Origin of the sequence: Veillonella rogosae JCM 15642, assembly GCF_002959775.1 — a bacterium.
Taxonomy (GTDB): domain Bacteria; phylum Bacillota; class Negativicutes; order Veillonellales; family Veillonellaceae; genus Veillonella; species Veillonella rogosae.
In genome coordinates this window covers 14,649-35,593 of the sequence record NZ_PPCX01000008.1, presented here as the reverse complement: position 1 = coordinate 35,593, position 20,945 = coordinate 14,649, and the positions used below count along the sequence as shown (strand labels likewise).

Below are 20,945 nucleotides of genomic sequence, written 5' to 3'. Positions count from 1 at the left end.
GAGGAGGCTCATTATGGAATCAATAGTCGAACGTTTTGTACGCTATACAAGCATAAACACACGGTCTAATGAGGAAAGCACTACTATTCCTAGTACGCAATCACAAGTAGATTTTGCAACGAACGTACTCGTTCCCGATTTAAAAGCAATCGGCTTGGACGAAGTTATTTACAATCGTGAAAACGGCTTTGTTATTGGCACATTAAATGCTAATACAGATGAAAAAGCACCTGCTATTGGCTTTATCGCTCATATGGATACAGCTGATTACAATGCAGAAAACATCAAACCTCGCATCGTAGAAAACTATGATGGTAGCGATATTTGCCTCAACGAAGAACATCAAATCTACACACGTCGTGCAGATTTCCCTAATTTAAAGAACTATATTGGTAAATCCTTGGTAGTAACCGATGGTCTTACACTACTAGGCGGTGACGACAAAGCTGGTATCTGCGAAATTATGGAAGCCCTCGCCTACCTCGTAGCTCATCCAGAAATCAAACACGGCAAAATCATGTGTGCCTTCGGTCCAGACGAAGAAATCGGTACTGGTGCAGATCACTTTGATGTTAAACAATTCCCTGTAGACTATGCTTACACTATCGATGGTGAAAGCCTCGGTCAGCTTGAATACGAAACATTTAATGCCGCTGGCGGCACTGTTACCCTTAAAGGTGTATCGGTTCACACAGGCACTGCCAAAGGCATCATGATTAACTGTGCAAAATTAGCAATGCAATTCGATGCTTTACTACCAGGTGCTGCTGTTCCTGAACACACTTGTGGACGCCAAGGTTTCTTCATGCTTATGAGCATGGAAACCCAAGTAGACACTGGTAAAATGAATTACATCATTCGCGACCATGACAAAGAATTGTTCGAAGCGAAAAAAGCATTCTTCTTACAAGCAGGACAAACATTAAACGAAATCTATGGCCGCGAAGTATGTGAAGTATCTGTAAAAGACCAATATTACAACATGTACGATGTCATCAAAGACAATATGGAATGCGTTAACGTAGCTAAAGCAGCTATGGAAAAAGCAGGTATCACTCCTCTTTGCGATCCTATCCGTGGCGGTACAGATGGCTCTAAAATCTCCTTCATGGGCATTCCTACACCAAATATCTTTACAGGCGTAGAAAACCTACACGGTCGTCATGAATTCGCATGTATTGATGACATGAAAAAAGCCGTAGAAATTATCGTAAACATCGTTAATATTGAGAAATAATAGGTTACGATGTAACTTCTCATACACCTATACTACTAGATGGTATTTGAAGGATATTTAAATACTAAACTAGCAGTATAGAATACAATGGAATACTAAGATACCTTAACAATAAAAAGGACTATACGAGATATCTCGTATAGTCCTTTTTATATGTTATGTGATTGTAAGTAATATAGCTAATGTTATGCTAATTTTCCATTACGTTTACGATTTCTAATTTGTTCTTCTTCAGCGCGAGCTTTCAGAGAAAGATCTTTTTCAGTACCTACATAACGGCCATAGAGGAAATAATAAGCAACGAATGCTAGAAGTGCTACTACAACAGTAACATGGAACATACTTGTATAACCAACCACCTCTTTAATAGCACCTAAAATGTATGGACCAAAACCTAAGCCCATATCTAAGGCAATGAAGTATGTAGATGTGGCAACACCAATGCGGTGAACAGGAACAATTTTAACAGTTACTGCTTGACCGTTTGACATAAATGTACCGTAACCAAGACCAACAAACACAGCAGATAAGAGTATAAGCCATGTAGAGTGAGCGATAGACAACAAGAAAATACCAAGTGCTAAAGATATGAAGCAAGGGTAAAGAACGAAGTTTTCCCCTTTCATATCAAATACAATACCAAGTAATGGTCTTGTTATCGTAATAACTACAGCATATACAACGAAGAAGAATGTACCTGCTAAGATAAGGTTTAAATCTTTTGTATAAGCGGCCATAAAGCCGATAACACCAGAGTATGCAAAACCTACTAGTATAGAAACAAGACTAATAGAATTCATACGTGGTTCGATATAATCAGAAATTTTAATGCCTTTATGTTCTTCAGAATCAATATCGAGCTTAGGTTCATCAAATTTCATGATAACGGAACCGATACCACAAAGAATGATAAGAGCAACACAGAAGGCGATGATAAAGTCATAGCCAAGGCTATGAAGCATCAAAATACCTAAAAACGGACCTACTGCAGCGGCAAGAGATGTAGACAAACCATAGTAGTTAATCCCTTCACCACGACGTGACATTGGAATAATAGAGGCTACGATTGTACTTGTAGCTGTAGAGGTAATACCGTAAGCAAAACCATTTAAGAAACGAACACTGTCGAGCATCAATAAATTAGGTGTGTAGAAGTACATAGCTGTGGAAATTAAGTAAATCAACAAACCTAAGTACAACATCTTACGACAGCCTAAGCTACTAATAAACCGCCCTGCTAACAAACGAGCAACAACAGTACCAATAATATAAATACCAACGGCCAAGCCAGCTTGACTTGCTGTGGCATGAAGATTATCCTTTGCTACTACCGCAATAATAACGATTAATAAATAATAAATCAAAAATACTAAGAAATTAATCAAAGTATCGAGGACAAAGGATCTTGTCCATAAGGCCTCTTTAGCCTTATCCATAATATCAACTCCATTTTCTGAAATGATTGTCAACCAATTCGTAACAACGGTTAATTATAGACCTCTCATTTCAAAAAACAAGAATTAAAATGTTATATACCTTATAAATATTTTTTATAACAACCGATATAACACAATATCATTTCTACTTTTTATCATTTTTAAATCTTATATAAATTTACGATAATAAAACACCCTTAACAGTTAATAGCGAGTTCAAAAGACTCAACTTCAACCATTAAAGGTGTTATTCTTAGATGTATTTAGTTTTAATCTATTTAGTTTTTAAACCACAAGCCTTAAAGAAATTCTTATAGGCTTCTGCCTTTTTCGCAAGGCTTAATGGATACGCACGCGATGTCGACGGTAATCGTGTCAATGTTAGTTCACGGCCATTATACACATATGGTATAGTTTCGCCCGTTTTAGGTAGTTTTACCTTTTCCGGTAAAAGGCTTAATAATACTTCTGTTGCCTTACCACCGGTGGTCCCAATATGTTTACACTCAGGCACCTGTTCTAATACTTCAGCGAGAGGTACAGGTTCAACAACCTTTAGGAACGCATCTGATGCATTTCCCTTTTCTCGAATAGCTTTTAAAACGGTAGGACAAGAGGCAATGCCAATTTCAGATAGAAATGCTTTGATTTTATCCGCATCAAAAGCCTTTTCCTCACCTTTTCTAAAGTAATCCTTATCATTAAAGAATACTATGCCGTAAACGCGCCACATATCGTTTTGGAAGTTAGGATAGTGGAATTCCATAGATCGTTTTTCTGAAGCTGGCGGGAATGTCCCCATCGTCATGACCGTTGCATTCTTTGGCAAGAATGGCGGAAATGGTCTCGTTTCAATTGTTTCTGCCACTGAGCATCAACTCCTTTCACAATCTATTATGAGCTCAACTTTCACCATAACAAATGAACTATGTCACAGGTGATAACAAATGAATCGAATCACTGCCGGTGAATTTAATCTATCTTATAAACGACTAACACTCAAATACTAACCATTATTGACCGATTGGCTGAGATACCAAGGTATTGATATGGTCAAAGCCAAGTGGTGTTGGAGATACAAGGTACAAGCATACTACTGCAGCCACGGCAAAGCCAATCGCTAAGTAGGAGAAGCTGCCATTGCGAGGGAATTCATATAAGCCAAATAGGCGAATACCTACGGCAGCACCGATAGCGGTAATCAAAGAAGGAATAGAGAAAATATTGTAGATTCCAAATACCACCATAAGACCTGCATAGCCACCTACTACAGTAATCATAGGCAACATGCGATCCATAGGATTTGGAATGGAACGGGTAAGAGCAGCTGGATAGTAAGATGCCTCTACACCAAACATACCTAAGAACAGATTAAAGTCAGCCCAAATAGTTTCCCAAGGGCCTCTAAAGGCATCTCGATGATTGCCTGCGTACCAAGCAAATCCTGTAATGATTAAAATCGCCAATCCCGCACAGATGAAGTAGTAGTCACCAGGAATTTTAGGACCTGCATAAGCGCCTACCGCTGTAACTACAGCGCTCAAGATAGATGTGACTACGACACGGTGTAAACGAGGTCGTTTATTTTCAGGAATGCGTTTATATACCGTAGCTAGCAATTCTAATACGAAGCAGGCCATAAAAATGGCAATACCTGCTGCAGGTACAAAGAACGCAGCAACCAAGCTCAAAATAAAGGGAATGCACAAGCGCCATTTCGGGAATAACACAAGGTCTTTATAATCTAAGCGAACATCTTGTGTTTCCATAGTAAAGTTGTTGTACACTACAAAGAGCAACATAAAGGCGATTACATCAATGGCAGTGGCACCCCAAATTAATAATGTAGGCACTATAACCATCGACAAAGCGACACCAGAGACACGAGATAAACCAGCGGCCGCTAAGCCCAGTAATAAAAACGGTATTAAAGCAGAGATAATTTCGAACATAATAATCCTCCCATCATTGTATAAATTTAAGTATATAGTATCTACCACACTACATCAAGGAGAGATATATTTTTTCATAGCTAATCGCTTTCGCACCGCGGTGGCAGAACAGCCCATTACCTGTGCAATCTTGGACACCCCATACCCTTGAGCGCGGAGATTTTTAATCTTATTTTCGTCTAAATCTAGAGTATTGGTCCGTATTTCTATACCTCGGTCCCGCAAATACATTGCCACCGTAGAGCCACGAATGCCATAGGCCAAACCGATATCATCGGTGCTCATGTGGTGCTGCATATATAAATAAGCCATCTCCTCTACTCTTTGAGATTTACGAGCCTTAGGTGTCATAGAAACACCCATATGTCGCAACACATGGTGCACCTTCCAACGAGATACGCCATACATTCGAGCAATAGCATCTGTACTATTCCCACTTTTATAGGCCCTACAAATGCGCACTACATCTAGAGATACATTTTTACTCGATCGCTGACAAGCCAAACCATATTCTCTCATTCGGCTTGCCATGGTCGTGGTGGACACATCATACCGCTTTGCCAAGGAATGTAGGGACCACTTCCCCGTCTCATACAAGGCCTGTACGTGAACCATATTAATGTCCTTTTTAAGAGGCCGTCGCTCAATATCGTACGCTTTCATACGGCGCATAATAGTATCTACACTGCACTGAAAATAGTCTGCCACATCGCGAACACTCCACTGCTTCTCTACATATAATTGCTCTAATAACTGTTTTGGTATAACGCGCACATTACGATACATAATATCACCTTTCCTTATGGACGAACTCCCTTCCCTATTATTGTGAAAGTTCCATCAAGAAAAGACAATATAAAAAAGGTTCCTAATAGTCACATAGGTGACCAATAGGAACCTCTTTCAATATGTAATTATATGCACCGCATACGATAGGTGTAATTCTAGTTGCTATCACAATATCTGTGCACAAACCATCAATATATCTATGTACTAACCAATTATCAGTACATTTATTATACTGATATTTTGACTAGCGATATCTTCGCTCAAGGGCTTTAGGCTTACCTAAAATAATAGACCACTTCATCCCCTCTTTTAGAGCATGATTAGATTTACGACTGCGAGTCGAGGTTACAGCTGGGGCAGTTGTAACGCCCACCTTTTCAACAAGGACACGACCCTCTTTAGAGGCTTTATCTCGTTTAAACTCGGCTAATCGCTCATTTAGAGGAGCCCCTGTAACAGTCTCACGGTCTAAGCGAGTCGTATTCGTCGTATAGCTTGATGAGCTACTAGTGCGTTTTTTAGGTAAAACCTCAAGATCTTTTTGAGTTGCTGTAGCGGGTGTAGACACATCATCTTTCGGACGATTTTCAAATGATGTGTTATCTACTGTAAGGATTGAGTCCTGCGATGAAGGTTCTTCAACCTTACGTTCTATGGAGATGCCGTATTCGCGTTCCATATCCTCCCAAGTCATACCGGAACTTGAACTTTCATAGCTTTCATACTCATCAGATTCTTCGTTATTCTTGCCTCTTATAATAGAAAAAGCAACATAGGCGATGATACCTAATACAATGATAGGGTTTTGCGAAAAGACGGATAGCACTGTAGACAAAATAGAGTCCATAGCTACTCCTATTCACTATCTGCTAAGTTTTCACGCATTTTAGTGTCTGCAATAATATTGTTCATATTGTAGTAATCCATAACGCCAAGATTACCGCTTCTGAAAGCTTCTGCCAATGCTTTAGGAACTTCAGCTTGTGCTTCCACAACTTTAGCTTGCATGTCTTGTGTTTTTGCACGCATTTCTTGTTCTGTCGCAACGGCCATGGCACGGCGTTCTTCCGCACGAGCTTGAGCGATTTTCTTATCCGCTTCTGCTTGGTCAGTTTGCAATTGAGCACCAATGTTACGCCCTACATCTACGTCAGCGATATCAATGGATAAGATTTCGAATGCAGTACCCGCATCAAGACCTTTACCCAATACAGTACGAGAGATGTGATCTGGATTTTCTAGTACATCTGTATGCTCTTCAGAGGAACCTACAGTCGTTACGATACCTTCACCAACACGGGCGATAATAGTAGCTTCACCAGCACCACCAACGAGGCGATCAATATTAGCACGTACCGTTACACGAGCACGAACCTTGAGTTCGATACCATTCTTTGCTACTGCAGAGATAATTGGTGTTTCGATCACTTTAGGATTAACGGACATTTGTACTGCTTCCAATACATCGCGACCTGCAAGGTCGATAGCTGCAGAACGTTCAAACGTCAAAGGAATAGATGCGCGTTCAGCGGCAATCAACGCATCTACGACGCGGTCAACGTCACCACCTGCAAGGTAATGCGCTTCTAGCTGATTTACGTTTACATCAAGGCCTGCTTTATTAGCTTTGATCAAAGGCATTACAATTTGGGATGGATTTACACGACGCAAGCGCATACCTACGAGTGTGAAGATACCTACATTAACGCCTGCTGCAAGAGCAGATACCCAAAGGCCTAATGGCACAATATACAAGAACACCATAATCCCAATCAGTAGAATGGGAATCAAAATTAAAATACCTACATCCATAATAACCTCCATTATATACGACGATGTGGTGAAAGCTTAATCGCGCTTTCTAACAATATTGCGGCCGCCTACAACACGTAGTACCACAATCGGTGAACCGGCATCGATGAAGTCCCCTTCGGTTACAACATCTACCAAATTACCATCAATTTTAGCAATACCTGCAGGGCGCAGTGTAGTATGAGCTACCCCCTCTTTACCAGCTAAGTCCTCTAATACATCATTAGATACATAGCCAGCCTTGGTCGTAGACCGTTGCCCTAAGGTAAATAATTTGCCTATCCAAGTCTTTTCAAAGTGATTAAAGAACACGATGATAAGGACAATTAGTAAGGCCGTTAATCCTAGTACTGCATACAGCGCTACCGTTCCTTCTCCAAGAGCTACAAAAACGCCCCAAAGAAATGCACAATAACCGATGAGTCCTAAAATACCGCCCGGTACAACGAGTTCTACCGCCATCAGGGCGATCCCTATAGCCATCCAAATTAAAAACTCCATAGGCCCTCCTCTCTATAATTAATTTTATACAACTTATATACTCATTATACAATATTAAAAATAATTTATAAAGATTCTATAGTACCAACTTTCATGGTATTAAAAGAGCCAGTACTTACATCTCTTTTTCTCCTGTAAAACTATTGTATCTTGATACTTTAAGGAGTTTCAATCATTCGATCTGTTAACCGTTATTTTTTGGATCTAACCTTAATAACATAGCATTAATGGCGACGATGACTGTTGACACAGACATTAGGGCTGCTCCTAATGCAGGGCTTAATGTGATACCAATAGGAGCCAAAATCCCTGCAGCTAGAGGGATAGCTATAAAGTTATAACCAGCTCCCCAAAAGAGATTTTGTTTCATTTTACGAGTTGTTTTGTGTGCTAATTCAATAAATGATTCAATATCTCCTGGATCAGATTGAGTCAAGATGACATCAGCTGAATCCAACGCCACTTGAGTTCCTGCACCGATTGCTATTCCAACATCTGCCAAGGCAAGAGAAGGAGCATCATTGATACCGTCACCTACCATGATAACTTTTTTTCCTTCTTCTTTAAGTGTTTTTACTAACTCATATTTGTCTTGTGGAGATTGATTTGATCTATATTCAATCTCTAAATATTCTGCCACGCCTTGAGCTGCTTTTTCATTGTCACCTGTTGCCATAATTGGTTGAATATTGTTCTTTTTAAGAACTTTAATTAACTCTTTGCTCGTTGGTTTTAATTCATCCCCTAAAGCTACAGCACCAATAGCATCATCGTTTTCTACTAAGACACTGAGAGTTGCTCCTTTTGGAATATCCATATCCAGATTACGTCCGTAGGCTTTTTGACTGATTAATTGGTAACGGTGCCCGCCTGCTTTCCCCTCTACTCCAGCACCGGAAATCACATCAATAGAATCAAAAGATGCTGGACGTATATCTTGCTGCTCGGCGAAACTTATAATTGATTGAGCAATTGGGTGACTAGATCCTCCTTCAATACCTGCCAATAAGGCAATGATTTCCTCTTTCTTATATTTGTTATTAAAAAGTTCAACGTCTAATACTTTAAACTCACCAGTTGTTAAAGTACCTGTTTTATCTAAAATCATCACATCTGCATCTTGAGCTATTTCTAAGGCTTGGCGGTCTTTCACCAGTAACCCACGACTGGCTCCTAAGCTTGTGCTACGGGCGGTGACCAATGGAATAGCCAGACCTAATGCATGTGGACAAGCTATAACTAAGGTCGCAATAGTAAAGGTAACTGCCGTTGGGATATCTCCAATAATCATCCACACTACAAAAGCTATTAGTGCGACAATGACCGCAATATAGAAGAGCCATCCTGCAACCTTTTGAGCAATATTTTCTGCTCTGGAAGGCTGACTTTGAGCTTGGCTGATTAAATTCTGAACTTGAGAGATGAAGGATTGATCACCTGTCTCAAGCACTTTAATATAAAGTACCCCTTCTCCATTTGTTGAGCCTCCGATTACTTCATCGCCAGGGCCTTTTTTTACTGCTTTTGACTCCCCAGTTAGAAGAGCTTCATTTACACGTGATTCGCCACGCTCGATAATCCCGTCTGCTGGCACATTTTCTCCGGCTTGAACACGAATTAAATCACCTATCTTTAAGTCAGCAACTGGTCGTGTTTCAATTGAATCGTCTTCTAATACAACGTGAGCATCTTTCGGCACTAACTTAGCCAATGCTGCTTGTGCGTCTCCTGCTTCTCCAATAGCTTTCATCTCAATCCAGTGACCTAATAGCATGATTAATAGTAATGAAGCAAATTCAAAGAAAAAGTCCATCACATGTTCACCCGTTACGTAGGTGATGATCACAGCATAAATACTGTATAAATATGAAGCACTTAAACCTAAAGAAACTAGAGTCATCATTCCAGGTTCTTTTTGTTTAAATTCGTCAACTGCGCCTTGATAGAATGGACGTCCACCATAAATAATTAATATAGTAGATAAAATAGCTACTACAATATCAGAATATGAAAAAGTAAACTGGAATGGTAGTTCAAATCCATACATAGGGGATAAGAGCATAATAACGATTCCTAGTGGCAATGACTTTAAGAAAAGTTCCTTAAAGCTTCCGTGATGATGGTGGTCATGCCCTCTGTGCCCACTGTGATCATGACCCGCATGATGGTCGTGATGTTGATCCTTATGGTGCCCACTGTGGTCATGACCAGCATGATGGTCGTGATGTTGATCCTTATGGTCTCCATGTTCATCTGTGATTCCATGCTCGTGTTTTAACTTATCTATGTCGTCATAATCATGGTGACTATGGGACGAATATCTGTTGTCATTATTCATTTTAAATTCCTCCTTATGCTTAATGATGATGTAAATGACAGTCGCATTGTCCTTCTGGACAATTGCAATCCACTTCTTCTACTGCGAAAGATTTTTTCATCTCTAATATTTTTTCTAGTCGATCTATATCATCGAAGCTTAAAACATGATCTTCAATGATGCTTCCTATTACACTTCCGACTTTCTTATTGCAAATACGGTTAAAAATAGTTTCTGCATAATTTCTTACGGCTTCATTCTCTTCAATATTTGCAGTGTAAATAAAATTTCTACCTTCTTGCTCTGTATTTAGTACGCCTTTTCCAACTAATCGACCTAAGATCGTTTTGATTTAGAATCTCACACTTAAATTGTGGGAGCATTATGAAGATATAAAATATTATTTATTATTCTACTTTAATTTGTCCCATCATACCTGCTTCTTCATGTTCAAGAATGTGACAGTGGTACATATAAGTACCCTTCTTATTAAACTTAACTATAAGTCTTACTTTTTCGTTAGGCTCAATATATACAGTATCTTTCCATCCGCTCTCCTCTGGAGAAGGCGCATTACCGTTTCTTGATAGAATTTGAACCTGTGTGCCATGAATATGGAATGGGTGCCCCATTTCATGCATCATAGATCCTGGGTTTGTAATTTCCCAAATCTCTGTATCTCCAAGCTTCACTGTTTCATCAATTCTATTCATATCAAACTTTTTACCGTTTATTGATACCATGTGACCCATACCTTGAAGCTCAAAGCTTCTTATCTTAGTAGCTTGTGCTTCTGACATTCTTTCTATATTCGTTAAAGTGCTAGGTACTTCAGTATCATCTTTCCCATCGCCTTTAACATTAAAGGTCATAATGACTTCCTTATTACTCATAAGTGATAGCTGCGTTCCCTTTTCATACTTTGAAAAGTCCACTATTATCTCTGCTCTTTCCCCAGGTGATAACATAATATTTCTCTTGCTAACCGGTTTTTCTAAAAATCCACCATCAGATGCTATTTGATAGAATCCATCTCTATTATCTAACTTCAAATTAAAGTTACTTGCATTAGCACCATTAACTATTCTAAATCTCATCTTGACTCTATTAACCTCTAAATTAGGTTTAATAGCTCCGTTAACTATGATAGTATCCCCTGTTGCTCCATCCATCATATTTGTATTATAAATAAAACTGCCGTCCTTGCCAAAGCTTCTATCTTGAATTACTAAAGGTATATCATTTACTCCATATTCCTTAGGAATATTTAAGCTTTTTGATACTTCATCATCCACATAGAATAGTCCTGCTAAACCTTTATAAACTTGGGTAGCAGTATTTCCTCCAAAGTGCGGATGATACCACAATGTTGCAGCCTGTTGATTTACTGTAAAACTAGGCCCCCAAGTTGTTCCTGGTTCAATTCCTTGATGAGGGCCCCCATCCTTTTCTCCTTCTACCTCTAGTCCATGCCAGTGAACTGTAGTTGCTTCTTTGAGCTTGTTATTTACGTGCATATTTACTTGCTCACCTTTACTTACTCTGATGACAGGGCCTAAGAAGCTTCCGTTGTAACCCATAGTTCGTGTCTTGGTATTTGGTAAAAATGAAGTTTCTCCTTCTTGAGGTTCTAAAGTAAAATCCGCAATATTAGGATCTGGATTTTTATCCTCTAATAGTGGTGGTATAGGAAGCGTACTTTTTGTTTTACTTGTTTGAATATCTATATTAACTGCACTCTGGTTTATTTTAGAATAACTAATCATTGGTTCTAAAAATGTAATATATCCAACTACAGTTAATACGACTGTAAGTCCAATACCTAATAACATATGTTTATTCTTACTCATTTTTATTCCTCCTTATGTTAATGATGATGTAAATGACATTCGCATTGTCCTTCTGGACAATTGCAATCCACTTCTTCTACTGCGAAAGATTTTTTCATCTCTAATATTTTTTCTAGTCGTTCTATATCATCGAAGCTTAAAACATGATTTTCAATGATCCTTCCTATTACATTTCCGACTTTCTTATTGCAAATACGGTTAAAAATATCTTCTACATAATCCCTTACGGCTTCGTTCTCTTCAATATTGGCAGTGTAAATAAAATTTCTACCTTCTTGCTCTGTATTTAGTACGCCTTTTCCAACTAATCGACCTAAGATCGTTTTGATAGTGGATTGTGTCCAGCCCATTTTTTCTTGCAATACGGAAATGACTTTTTTACTAGTTACTCGATCATTTGCCCAAACTACACGCATGACTTCCCATTCAGCATCTGTGATATAAGTATTAAGTTCTATTGTTCTCATTTTTCTTTCCACCTCGTCGTTTACAAATGTAAACAAATATGTTTAAGATAAGTCTACTATTGTAGACGAATTGTGTCAAGTCTTTTTAATAAATGTAAGCAACGCTTATAGCTTTTTATCTCTCCACTTCTATCCCATAATAATTTTCATAGTTTTTCCTAAACTAAAAACGACTACTTTCACAGATATACATCTGCTCTAGTAGTCGTTTATTATAAGGAGTAAAAACAAATTAGGCTTATAAACGCAACGATTTATATGGTAGCCTCACTAGCAACTTGAATTATACTTCAGTATTTTTCAATTGGTCATTACCAACGCCTGTTTTTTGAAGAATTAACAACGTAATGCTCATCGCCATACCTACTACAGTGGCAAGGCCCATACCTTTTAATACTACAGGACCTACCGCAAGTTCTGCACCGCTAAGACCTACAACGAGGATAACAGATGTAAGAATCATGTTAACAGGGTTTGTGTAGTCTACTTTACGTTCTACTAACATGCGCAAACCAGATGCTGCGATGATACCGAACAAGAGAATGGATACGCCACCCATAACTGGTACGGGAATAGCATGGATCAGAGCTGCAACCTTACCTACGAAGGAAACAATCATCGCTAGAACTGCAGCACCACCGATTACCCATACGCTGAAGCAACGAGTGATAGCAAGTACACCTATATTTTCACCGTATGTCGTATTTGGTGTAGCACCAAAGAAACCAGAAAGGATATTAGCGAGGCCATCACCGAGCAAGGAACGTTGTAAGCCTGGCTCTTTCATCAAGTCTTTAGCAACGATGTTACTAGTTACAACCAAGTGACCAACGTGCTCTGCAAATACTACGAAGAGAGCTGGCATAATCATGATGATTGCATTGATATCGAATACAGGCATACCGTAGAATTGCGGCAAAGAGAACCATGGCGCGGCTTCTACACTAGAGAAATCAACAACGCCCATGAAGGCAGACAAGATATATCCGGAAACAACGCCAATCAAAACAGGGATTACAGCTAAGAAGCCACGGAACACAACAGTACCAAGCAAGGTAACAACCAAGGAAAACATTGAGATAAAAATAGCTTGACTGTGGCTCATGCCTAAATCTTGAGTACCAATAAGGCCAGACATACTCATCGCTACTGGCGCTAATTCCAATCCGATAATAGCTACGATAGCCCCCATCGCTGCTGGAGGGAATAACTTATCGATCCAACGAGTACCAATATAACGAACAAGAATAGATAAAATCACAAAGGAAAGACCAAATATAACGAAGGCACCCTTTGCAGCTTCATAGCCAAGACCTGCAGATAACACGCCTGCTACAGGAGCGATAAAGGCGAAGCTAGAGCCGAGGTAAGCTGGAATTTTACCTTTACACACGAATAAGTATAGTAATGTACCAATACCATTCATAAATAATGCCGTAGCTGGATCTACTTTCAGTAAATAAGGTACCAATACAGTAGAACCAAACATAGCGAATAAATGTTGAAAACTAAGTGGCAACATTCGACCCCAGGACGGGCGTTCTTGGATATCAATATAATCCTTCATCTTTTCTCCTCACACACAATAGAAATACGTTGTATTTATACAGCACCTCTTAAGAGATGCTATATAAATCCACACTAAATATATTCACCTTATACTACATAAGTTAAATATCAACGTTCAGACCTAGGTCGTCTACGAGTTGGCTTTTTAGCCGTTTTCGGTCTAAAAGGACCAGGCATTTCCGTTTTTTTAGGAGTTTTGGGAGCAGCCGGTTTGAATCGGCTTTGCGTTTCCTCACGTAAGGATGGTAAATCCTCAATTGTACCGACCTGCTTTACACCTTCCACATTACGACGGCCAATGCTCGCTAATAAACCAATGGCCATAAAGTTCATCAATAAAGAGGAACCACCATAACTAACAAATGGTAATGGCACACCCGTTACAGGCATAATGCCACACACCATGGCGATGTTAAATAAGGCTTGACCACTAATGAGCAAGGTAATGCCCATAGCTAGCCATTTACCAAATTCATCTCGGGCCTTATTGGCAATTCGGAATCCATAGTAGGTGAAAGCTGCTACCAAGATAACAACAAATACAGCCCCAAGGAACCCCATTTCTTGAGCCCACACAGCAAAAGCGAAGTCTGTATGTGCTTCTGGTAAATAAAAGTACTTGGATGTACCTTGCATAAAGCCTTCCCCTAGGAAGCCACCAGAACCAACGGCTAACAAACCTTGTACAGTTTGGTAACCCATATCTTGCGCATGAGGCCATGGGTCAAACCAAGATTGAATACGCTCCCACCGGTACGGCGACGAACGAGCCGCAATAAAGCCTAGTAAACCTGCTACTGCAAAGGCACCACCAAAGAATTTTCCATCAAATCCGGCTAAATAAATCAGAATAAAGGAAAATCCAAAGATTAGTATCGTTGTCCCCAAGTCAGGTTGAAAGAATGTTAACCCTGCAAATACTGCTGGCCAACTCAACATAGGAAACATATAACTGATGCGCTCACCAAAATAGCCTTTCATATTAATCAGCGGATTCGTATGTCGAGGTTTACCCCATTTTCTTAAGCTACTCAACTTAGCAGAAGTCCATATAAGAGCCGCCAATTTAGCAAACTCAGAAGGCTGTACAGATATAGGCCCGATTAAGATCCATCGACGAGCACCATTGATAACGGCACCCATGATGAGTACTAATACTAACCCAACAAGCGTAGCAAGCATAATGCGTTGCAACATATGATCCTTCTGTAATTGTCGATAGTCATAGCGGTATAAAATAATGCCTGCTGCCAATGAGATTAACAAAAAGACAATATGTTTCCAGAAATAGCCTAAAAGCCCTGTATTTTCATAAATAGAGCTGATATAGGTGGCACTAAAGATATTGACACTGCCAATAATAGTAATGAGTACTATAGGCAAGAGCATACCTTGTAAATCATTTCTAAAGAGTGAGCCCCACCGACTATCCCCCTTATTCGGTGTTTCCATATTAAGCCTCCTTTTGTACTTTTGGCTTAACTGCTTCTAAGCGGAAAATAGGTTGCCCTTTTTTACTAAATTTCTCTTCGTATTCAGTTTTAACATTTGGAAGATCCGTACTATGTAAATCGTATGTTACATTTTTAAGCTCCCAGCCGCATTCTTTAAACTCTTCAAGAGAGAACATAAATAAACCTTCATTATCTGTCTTGAAGTGCACTTCGCCACCATCTTTTAAGAGACGGGCATAACGGTCTAGGAATGTGTGATATGTAAGGCGGCGTTTAGCATGTTTTGCTTTAGGCCATGGATCACAAAAGTTAATGTAGAAGCGGTCTACTTCGCCAGGTTCTACAACCTCTTCAATACCTGCAATATCAAAGAGACATACCTTAGCATTATCGCGTTCCCCTTCAAAAATTTTTTGTGCTGCGTAATAAATAACGCCAAGTTGTACTTCGAAACCTACAAAGTTAGCATCTGGATATGCTTCAGACATGCCCGCAATAAAGCGGCCTTTCCCCGTACCAAGCTCCATATATAATGGACGCTCTGGATGAGCAAATAACTCACGCCATTTGCCTTTGTGTTCTTCATGTCCAGACAAAATGATATGAGAGTCATATTCGTGGATAGCTTCATCAATCCACGGTTTTCTACGAAGGCGCATACTTTCTCCTTACATCTATTTCAATAATGTATTATTTATATCTATTATTACAGGTCATATACCTATCCTATTAATTATAGAAAAGGGGACCTTAAACGTCAATTACATTTCCCTTCTCTCCCCTATAAAAAAGACCTACTTCCAAAGAAGTAGGTCTACATTTTATTCAAAAATCATAGATTCTAGATTTTCAATTTGATATTTACTTAGGCCAAGCTCAGATAAACTCTTTTCAGATGCACTGAATAAGTTATTTTTACCAACTCGAGTACCTAATGCTGCTGCTGCTACCAATTCACGGTCTAATTTACCTAGACGAGAACGATTACGATTTTGAGGTTTAGGCTTTTTCATACGGAACGTATTATATTGAACCCCTTCCTTAGCTTCCTCAGTCTTCTGCTTTGTTAAAGCAGCCCCATTAGTGCCATTCCCCAATAAAGCACTAAGACCTGTTTGCTTAGGAACCATTTTTTCGTAATCAGCGCCAAACTCAGGACGCTCTTCACGTAATTGATCAAATGTAGCCAAAGCTGCATTCATTTGCTTCAAGCCCGCAGCAGAGTAAAGTTGACGAATCGCAATACTCACCTCTTGCGGCGTCAACGTACCTCGCTCGATAGCAGAAGCAATTGTACTCTTTAATGCACCTTGATCTCCAGACGCTGTATAGCGACCAATTTCAACCAAGTCTTTTTGACGTGCATTGAGTTCTTTAGGCGTATATATGTTTATCTCAGATATAGACGGTGCCTGTTTAGAAGGCTGCTCTCCCGCCCCATTAGCCTCGAACATATAGCCACCGGCTACGATGGCCAAGGCTAATGTTAAGGTTAATACTCTTTTCAACGTCTTATAATCTCCCTTAATCATTAATACTAATTGTATAATACTGTATTAAACGAATACATTAACAACAATTTTATTCTACTGTAATACATACTGTAGATATTATTATATAATACTTCATCTATTTTTTATAGTCCTATTCGAAAAAAATCTATATTTTTTTAACAAGTTTTATATATTTATAAAATTTATAGAATCATTACTGCTCCTTAAGAACGGACGAGCGTACATGATTACTGGGCTCATCAAAGATATCAATTAATTAATAATTTAGCAAACTAAAACTTATTGGCATCAATTTTTAACAATCAATTACTAAAATATAGATACACATTTTTTATGTATAAACAAAAAAAGTAGATACCCCAAAAGGAATATCTACTTTTATGTACCATAAATTACACATCTTAACTAAATAATAGAAATTTTACATTAAATATAATGCAAACTCTATGTTTTATATTTATTTGTTTGGACTTTCATATATAGTTTTATAACCGCCCTCTGTAACAGCTACGATTTGTTCAATTTCATCCGTTGGATCTTCTGTAAAAGTAAAGCTTTCACCAGCATCAAAGGATGCACTCGTTCCACAAGAGGAACTCAAATCGCGCGGCACTGGACGGAGTTCTATATTGGTTACCCCTTCAGGAGCTTCACGCTTGAAGCGAATCGCGCCAAAGTGAGAGTAAAATGTTGCAATATATTTCATAATCACTCATTTCTAATCTACGCATTTGCTCGTTTTGTATTAAGGATAGCAATGATAAGAGCCACTACAAAGCCAACACCGACTGCGATTTGACCATTTAGTGTAGGGCCTGCACCGGAAGCAGCTAAACCGAAATTATGAGCGAACGCCGCACTAGCTGCAAGGCCAAGTACTGTTACAGCAGAGTCAGAGTTACCTTCACCAGTCATGATCAATTGACGTAATGGACAACCACCAAGCAACACGCTACAGAAACCTGCAAGCGCCATACCTAGGAAGTTCCACAAACCATCTGTATGTGCAATCGGTTGGTTTTCAAAGCCAAGATGGAAATTACCAAAACTAATATTTACAACAAATACACCTACAAGCACTGCAAGGTACCCAAAAATAAGAATAGATTTTTTAAACAAGAATAAATCGCGGAAGCCACCAACCGTACAAAGTCGGCTAACTTGAGATAAGCCACCTACTACAAGGCCGGCCGCCAAAGAAATGAGCCATGGAGCATGCATAGCGCCAGGACCTTTTTGGCTAAAGAAGATAAATGCTGGTGCTGTTACCACAAGTACGAGCAAACCTACTTGAATAGCAGGCATCATAGCAGATTCTAATTTGCTCAACGCATAGGTGCGTTGTAAGGAATAGCCTCGTTTTAAGAAAATAGTACCAAATCCAATGCCACCTGCAAAGCCGGCAATGCCGAATAAGGCATTTAAATCACCACCGCCAAGTCGCAAAATCATACGAATTGGACAGCCAAGGAACATCAAAGCACCGATCATAACAAAGAAGCCGAGAATAAATCGAATAATTGGAGATGAACCACCTTTACTTTGGTGCTCGCCACGAATCATGGACAATACATAAGCCCCTAATATAAGACCGATAATTTCTGGGCGAATGTACTGTACCGGTGCAGCACGATGTAGACCTAGACCACCGACAGTATCGCGAACAAAGCACGCAATACAGAATCCCATATTACCTGGATTTCCAGCTAATACGAGGAATCCTGCGATAGCACCAATAATAAGGCCTGCAATAATTAAATTTCGTTTTTCATGAGACCCACTCATAATAAACTCCTTTCAAACTAACTACACTAAAACTATATGAGCATATGCTCCTACCATATCAAGCATACTACTCATGATATAATAACCATAAATACATCTTATTATTCATGGAGATTACCAATGAACTATATCTATTTAGATAATGCGAGCACCACGTTTCCTAAAGCGCCAAATGTGGCTAGTGCCATGGCGGACTATATAACGAACCGGGGTATAAACATCAACCGTGGTTCCTATTCCCTCGCCTATGATGTAGAGGATACTATCTATACAACGAGACAACGACTACATACCTTATTCAACGGGCATGATCCATCCCATGTCATCTTTACACAAAATGTGACGATGAGCTTAAACATGGTCATCAAGGGCCTATTGAAAGCAGGTGATCATGTGCTCGTTAGCTCAATGGAGCACAACGCAGTTATGAGACCGCTTACCCAACTGCTAGATAAAGGCATTGCCTTTGATACTATTCCATGCGACCCCACAGGATCCATCCAAATAGAATCTATCGAGCCATTAATTCGTCCTAACACAGTAGCCCTAATTATCAATCACGCGTCCAATGTATGTGGAACCATTCAACCGCTCGAATCAATTGGCCCGATCTGCAAGACTCATAATCTACAATTTATTGTAGACGCCGCCCAAACGGCAGGTGTTATTCCTATTGATGTGAAAGCATGTCATATTGATGCCCTTTGCTTTACAGGTCATAAAGGCTTATTGGGACCTCAAGGGATTGGTGGCATTATATTGACCAAAGAAATGGCTCAAAACTTAACCCCTCTTATCGCTGGTGGTACAGGCAGCTTCTCACATTTAGAAACCATGCCTACCCATATGCCCGACGCCTTTGAAGCAGGCACGTTAAATCTACCTGGAATCATCGGGCTCAATGAAGGCCTCGCCTATATTGAGTCACAAGGAATGGATAACATTCACAACCACGAGCTAGCGTTAACACAAGCCTTCCTAGAAGGATTGCAATCAATAGATGGTATTAACATCGTTGGTAAGCAGAATATCCAAGATAGAACTGCCGTCGTATCCATCACAATTGATGGTATGGACCCGGCGAGTATTGCTTACGAACTAGAATCCACCTATCATATCATGACGCGTGTTGGTCTCCACTGTGCCCCGCGAGCACACCGAACACTAGGAACCTATCCAGAAGGAACAGTACGCTTCTCCTTTGGCTATGCCAACACACATAAAGATGTGGAATCTGCATTATCTGCTCTACATAGAATCGTTAAAAATACTAAATAATACATAACCGTTAAGGCTATATACCATGAGTATATAGCCTTTTTCTTATGACATAAACATTTTATTTCTTACTTGTTATGAAAGTTATTTCTAGCCTAAAAGCTAATAATCATATAAGGCTTAGACTACAGCAGCTAGAATATCGAGTCCACTTATGCTTCGCATAAACGACCGATAGCATCAGCTCTACAGCGTTTGCAGTGTGTCATTTGCGGCACATAGTGGCCAATAAATTGACGCATATTATCGATCTCTTCTGAAGTCGGGCCTCGGTGATTTTCAAAGGCCGTATCGTGAACTGGAATCATGGCAATACAGTTCATCAAATCAACGCCCCAAGCTTCTGCTTGTTTAGCGATTGCTGGCACATGGTCCATATTTACATCAGGCACTACTACGGTATTAATCTTAACAATGATATTCTTTTCCTTTAGTTTTCGGATACTTTCAGCCTGACGCTCTAGTAGAATACGGGCCCCATCGATTCCTTTGTAAATATTACCCTCATAGCGAACCATGGAATATACATTTTTTGCAATCTCTGGATCAATAGCATTAGCCGTAATCGTTACATGCGTAATTCCTAAGTCAGCAATGTCATTAACATAATCAGGCACTGCCAAACCATTACTAGATAAACAAAGCATGACATGAGGAAAATCCTTTTTCACGAGGCGGAAGGTTTCAAGTGTCTTGTCTGCATCACACATAGGGTCCCCAGGGCCTGCAATCCCTACTACAGAGATATCCTGACGAGCATCAAACACCTTGCGCACAAAGGCAGCTGCCTCTTGTGGCGTATAGACATGCTGCGTCACGCCTGGTCTATTTTCATTCGCACAGTCATACTTACGATTACAATAATTACATTGAATATTACAATTCGGCGCTACTGGTAAATGTAAACGACCCCAATTAGCAGAAGCGGCCTTGTTGTAACAAGGATGATTTTGTAGGAAACTTTGTCCTTGAATTTCTTTCATA

Annotated in this window: 19 protein-coding genes and 1 pseudogene; 2 read left to right on the top strand and 18 right to left on the bottom strand. The window is 39.6% G+C overall.

Annotated features, from left to right (window positions below):
* Window positions 1–13 precede the first annotated feature (13 nt).
* Window positions 14–1,237, top strand: a complete 1,224-nt coding sequence (pepT, locus tag VRHSUH09_RS04040) for a peptidase T (RefSeq protein ID WP_054748089.1) — start codon at window positions 14–16, stop codon at window positions 1,235–1,237.
* A gap of 185 nt (window positions 1,238–1,422) precedes the next feature.
* On the opposite strand, the gene VRHSUH09_RS04035 is transcribed toward pepT, so the two are convergent.
* The 17 genes and pseudogenes from VRHSUH09_RS04035 to yedE all read right to left on the bottom strand — a co-directional run bounded on the left by VRHSUH09_RS04035 (window position 1,423) and on the right by yedE (window position 18,683).
* Window positions 1,423–2,673, bottom strand: a complete 1,251-nt coding sequence (locus tag VRHSUH09_RS04035) for an MFS transporter (protein WP_105081457.1) — start codon at window positions 2,671–2,673, stop codon at window positions 1,423–1,425.
* Window positions 2,674–2,947: 274 nt separating this feature from the next.
* A complete protein-coding gene (locus tag VRHSUH09_RS04030; RefSeq protein WP_105081456.1) occupies window positions 2,948–3,541 on the bottom strand; it encodes a DNA glycosylase in 594 nt (197 codons plus the stop codon).
* Window positions 3,542–3,686: 145 nt separating this feature from the next.
* Window positions 3,687–4,625: a hypothetical protein gene (locus VRHSUH09_RS04025; protein ID WP_105081455.1), complete on the bottom strand. Its 939-nt coding sequence runs from the start codon at window positions 4,623–4,625 to the stop codon at window positions 3,687–3,689.
* Between the two features lie 54 nt (window positions 4,626–4,679).
* Window positions 4,680–5,411, bottom strand: a complete 732-nt coding sequence (locus VRHSUH09_RS04020; RefSeq protein ID WP_054748083.1) for a hypothetical protein — start codon at window positions 5,409–5,411, stop codon at window positions 4,680–4,682.
* A 247-nt stretch (window positions 5,412–5,658) separates the two neighbouring features.
* The gene (locus tag VRHSUH09_RS04015) at window positions 5,659–6,261 is read right to left on the bottom strand and encodes a hypothetical protein (RefSeq protein ID WP_105081454.1); all 603 of its coding nucleotides are present in this window, start codon (window positions 6,259–6,261) and stop codon (window positions 5,659–5,661) included.
* 8 nt (window positions 6,262–6,269) lie between these two features.
* The gene (gene floA / locus VRHSUH09_RS04010) at window positions 6,270–7,226 is read right to left on the bottom strand and encodes a flotillin-like protein FloA (protein ID WP_009351951.1); all 957 of its coding nucleotides are present in this window, start codon (window positions 7,224–7,226) and stop codon (window positions 6,270–6,272) included.
* 36 nt (window positions 7,227–7,262) lie between these two features.
* Window positions 7,263–7,727 (bottom strand): NfeD family protein, encoded by a 465-nt coding sequence (locus VRHSUH09_RS04005; protein WP_009351828.1) that lies wholly within the window; start codon window positions 7,725–7,727, stop codon window positions 7,263–7,265.
* A gap of 184 nt (window positions 7,728–7,911) precedes the next feature.
* The gene (locus tag VRHSUH09_RS04000; protein ID WP_105081453.1) at window positions 7,912–10,065 is read right to left on the bottom strand and encodes a heavy metal translocating P-type ATPase; all 2,154 of its coding nucleotides are present in this window, start codon (window positions 10,063–10,065) and stop codon (window positions 7,912–7,914) included.
* Between the two features lie 19 nt (window positions 10,066–10,084).
* Window positions 10,085–10,396, bottom strand: a pseudogene (locus VRHSUH09_RS03995) (CopY/TcrY family copper transport repressor); the annotation flags it as partial.
* Between the two features lie 55 nt (window positions 10,397–10,451).
* Window positions 10,452–11,894 carry a multicopper oxidase family protein gene (locus VRHSUH09_RS03990; protein ID WP_105081452.1) on the bottom strand — a complete coding sequence of 481 codons (1,443 nt, stop codon included), beginning with the start codon at window positions 11,892–11,894 and terminating at the stop codon, window positions 10,452–10,454.
* Window positions 11,895–11,911: 17 nt separating this feature from the next.
* Window positions 11,912–12,361, bottom strand: a complete 450-nt coding sequence (locus tag VRHSUH09_RS03985) for a CopY/TcrY family copper transport repressor (protein WP_054748080.1) — start codon at window positions 12,359–12,361, stop codon at window positions 11,912–11,914.
* Between the two features lie 283 nt (window positions 12,362–12,644).
* Window positions 12,645–13,928 (bottom strand): uracil permease, encoded by a 1,284-nt coding sequence (gene uraA, locus VRHSUH09_RS03980; RefSeq protein ID WP_105081451.1) that lies wholly within the window; start codon window positions 13,926–13,928, stop codon window positions 12,645–12,647.
* 110 nt (window positions 13,929–14,038) lie between these two features.
* Window positions 14,039–15,382 carry an FtsW/RodA/SpoVE family cell cycle protein gene (locus VRHSUH09_RS03975; RefSeq protein ID WP_105081450.1) on the bottom strand — a complete coding sequence of 448 codons (1,344 nt, stop codon included), beginning with the start codon at window positions 15,380–15,382 and terminating at the stop codon, window positions 14,039–14,041.
* Between the two features lies 1 nt (window position 15,383).
* The gene (gene trmB, locus VRHSUH09_RS03970; RefSeq protein ID WP_009352075.1) at window positions 15,384–16,043 is read right to left on the bottom strand and encodes a tRNA (guanosine(46)-N7)-methyltransferase TrmB; all 660 of its coding nucleotides are present in this window, start codon (window positions 16,041–16,043) and stop codon (window positions 15,384–15,386) included.
* 162 nt (window positions 16,044–16,205) lie between these two features.
* Window positions 16,206–16,892 carry a carboxymuconolactone decarboxylase family protein gene (locus tag VRHSUH09_RS03965; RefSeq protein ID WP_009351854.1) on the bottom strand — a complete coding sequence of 229 codons (687 nt, stop codon included), beginning with the start codon at window positions 16,890–16,892 and terminating at the stop codon, window positions 16,206–16,208.
* 463 nt (window positions 16,893–17,355) lie between these two features.
* Entirely contained in the window at window positions 17,356–17,604 is a 249-nt protein-coding gene (locus VRHSUH09_RS03960; protein ID WP_105081449.1) for a putative Se/S carrier protein, read from the bottom strand.
* Window positions 17,605–17,621: 17 nt separating this feature from the next.
* Complete coding sequence (gene yedE / locus VRHSUH09_RS03955) at window positions 17,622–18,683, bottom strand: YedE family putative selenium transporter (protein WP_105081448.1); 1,062 nt, start codon at window positions 18,681–18,683, stop codon at window positions 17,622–17,624.
* 120 nt (window positions 18,684–18,803) lie between these two features.
* Between yedE and VRHSUH09_RS03950 the strand changes: the two genes are divergently transcribed.
* Entirely contained in the window at window positions 18,804–19,961 is a 1,158-nt protein-coding gene (locus tag VRHSUH09_RS03950; protein ID WP_105081447.1) for an aminotransferase class V-fold PLP-dependent enzyme, read from the top strand.
* Window positions 19,962–20,113: 152 nt separating this feature from the next.
* Here the strand turns inward: VRHSUH09_RS03950 and VRHSUH09_RS03945 are convergent, their stop codons facing one another.
* Window positions 20,114–20,944, bottom strand: a complete 831-nt coding sequence (locus VRHSUH09_RS03945) for a radical SAM protein (RefSeq protein ID WP_009351997.1) — start codon at window positions 20,942–20,944, stop codon at window positions 20,114–20,116.
* Window position 20,945: the final 1 nt, after the last annotated feature.

Excerpts from the sequence above, each read along its gene's own strand:
- pepT (WP_054748089.1), top strand. The coding sequence starts at position 14 with ATGGAATCAATAGTCGAACGTTTTGTACGCTATACAAGCATAAACACA.
- VRHSUH09_RS04035 (WP_105081457.1), bottom strand. The coding sequence starts at position 2,673 with ATGGATAAGGCTAAAGAGGCCTTATGGACAAGATCCTTTGTCCTCGAT.
- VRHSUH09_RS04025 (WP_105081455.1), bottom strand. The coding sequence starts at position 4,625 with ATGTTCGAAATTATCTCTGCTTTAATACCGTTTTTATTACTGGGCTTA.
- VRHSUH09_RS04020 (WP_054748083.1), bottom strand. The coding sequence starts at position 5,411 with ATGTATCGTAATGTGCGCGTTATACCAAAACAGTTATTAGAGCAATTA.
- VRHSUH09_RS04015 (WP_105081454.1), bottom strand. The coding sequence starts at position 6,261 with ATGGACTCTATTTTGTCTACAGTGCTATCCGTCTTTTCGCAAAACCCT.
- floA (WP_009351951.1), bottom strand. The coding sequence starts at position 7,226 with ATGGATGTAGGTATTTTAATTTTGATTCCCATTCTACTGATTGGGATT.
- VRHSUH09_RS04005 (WP_009351828.1), bottom strand. The coding sequence starts at position 7,727 with ATGGAGTTTTTAATTTGGATGGCTATAGGGATCGCCCTGATGGCGGTA.
- VRHSUH09_RS04000 (WP_105081453.1), bottom strand. The coding sequence starts at position 10,065 with ATGAATAATGACAACAGATATTCGTCCCATAGTCACCATGATTATGAC.
- VRHSUH09_RS03990 (WP_105081452.1), bottom strand. The coding sequence starts at position 11,894 with ATGAGTAAGAATAAACATATGTTATTAGGTATTGGACTTACAGTCGTA.
- VRHSUH09_RS03985 (WP_054748080.1), bottom strand. The coding sequence starts at position 12,361 with ATGAGAACAATAGAACTTAATACTTATATCACAGATGCTGAATGGGAA.
- uraA (WP_105081451.1), bottom strand. The coding sequence starts at position 13,928 with ATGAAGGATTATATTGATATCCAAGAACGCCCGTCCTGGGGTCGAATG.
- VRHSUH09_RS03975 (WP_105081450.1), bottom strand. The coding sequence starts at position 15,382 with ATGGAAACACCGAATAAGGGGGATAGTCGGTGGGGCTCACTCTTTAGA.
- trmB (WP_009352075.1), bottom strand. The coding sequence starts at position 16,043 with ATGCGCCTTCGTAGAAAACCGTGGATTGATGAAGCTATCCACGAATAT.
- VRHSUH09_RS03960 (WP_105081449.1), bottom strand. The coding sequence starts at position 17,604 with ATGAAATATATTGCAACATTTTACTCTCACTTTGGCGCGATTCGCTTC.
- yedE (WP_105081448.1), bottom strand. The coding sequence starts at position 18,683 with ATGAGTGGGTCTCATGAAAAACGAAATTTAATTATTGCAGGCCTTATT.
- VRHSUH09_RS03950 (WP_105081447.1), top strand. The coding sequence starts at position 18,804 with ATGAACTATATCTATTTAGATAATGCGAGCACCACGTTTCCTAAAGCG.
- VRHSUH09_RS03945 (WP_009351997.1), bottom strand. The coding sequence starts at position 20,944 with ATGAAAGAAATTCAAGGACAAAGTTTCCTACAAAATCATCCTTGTTAC.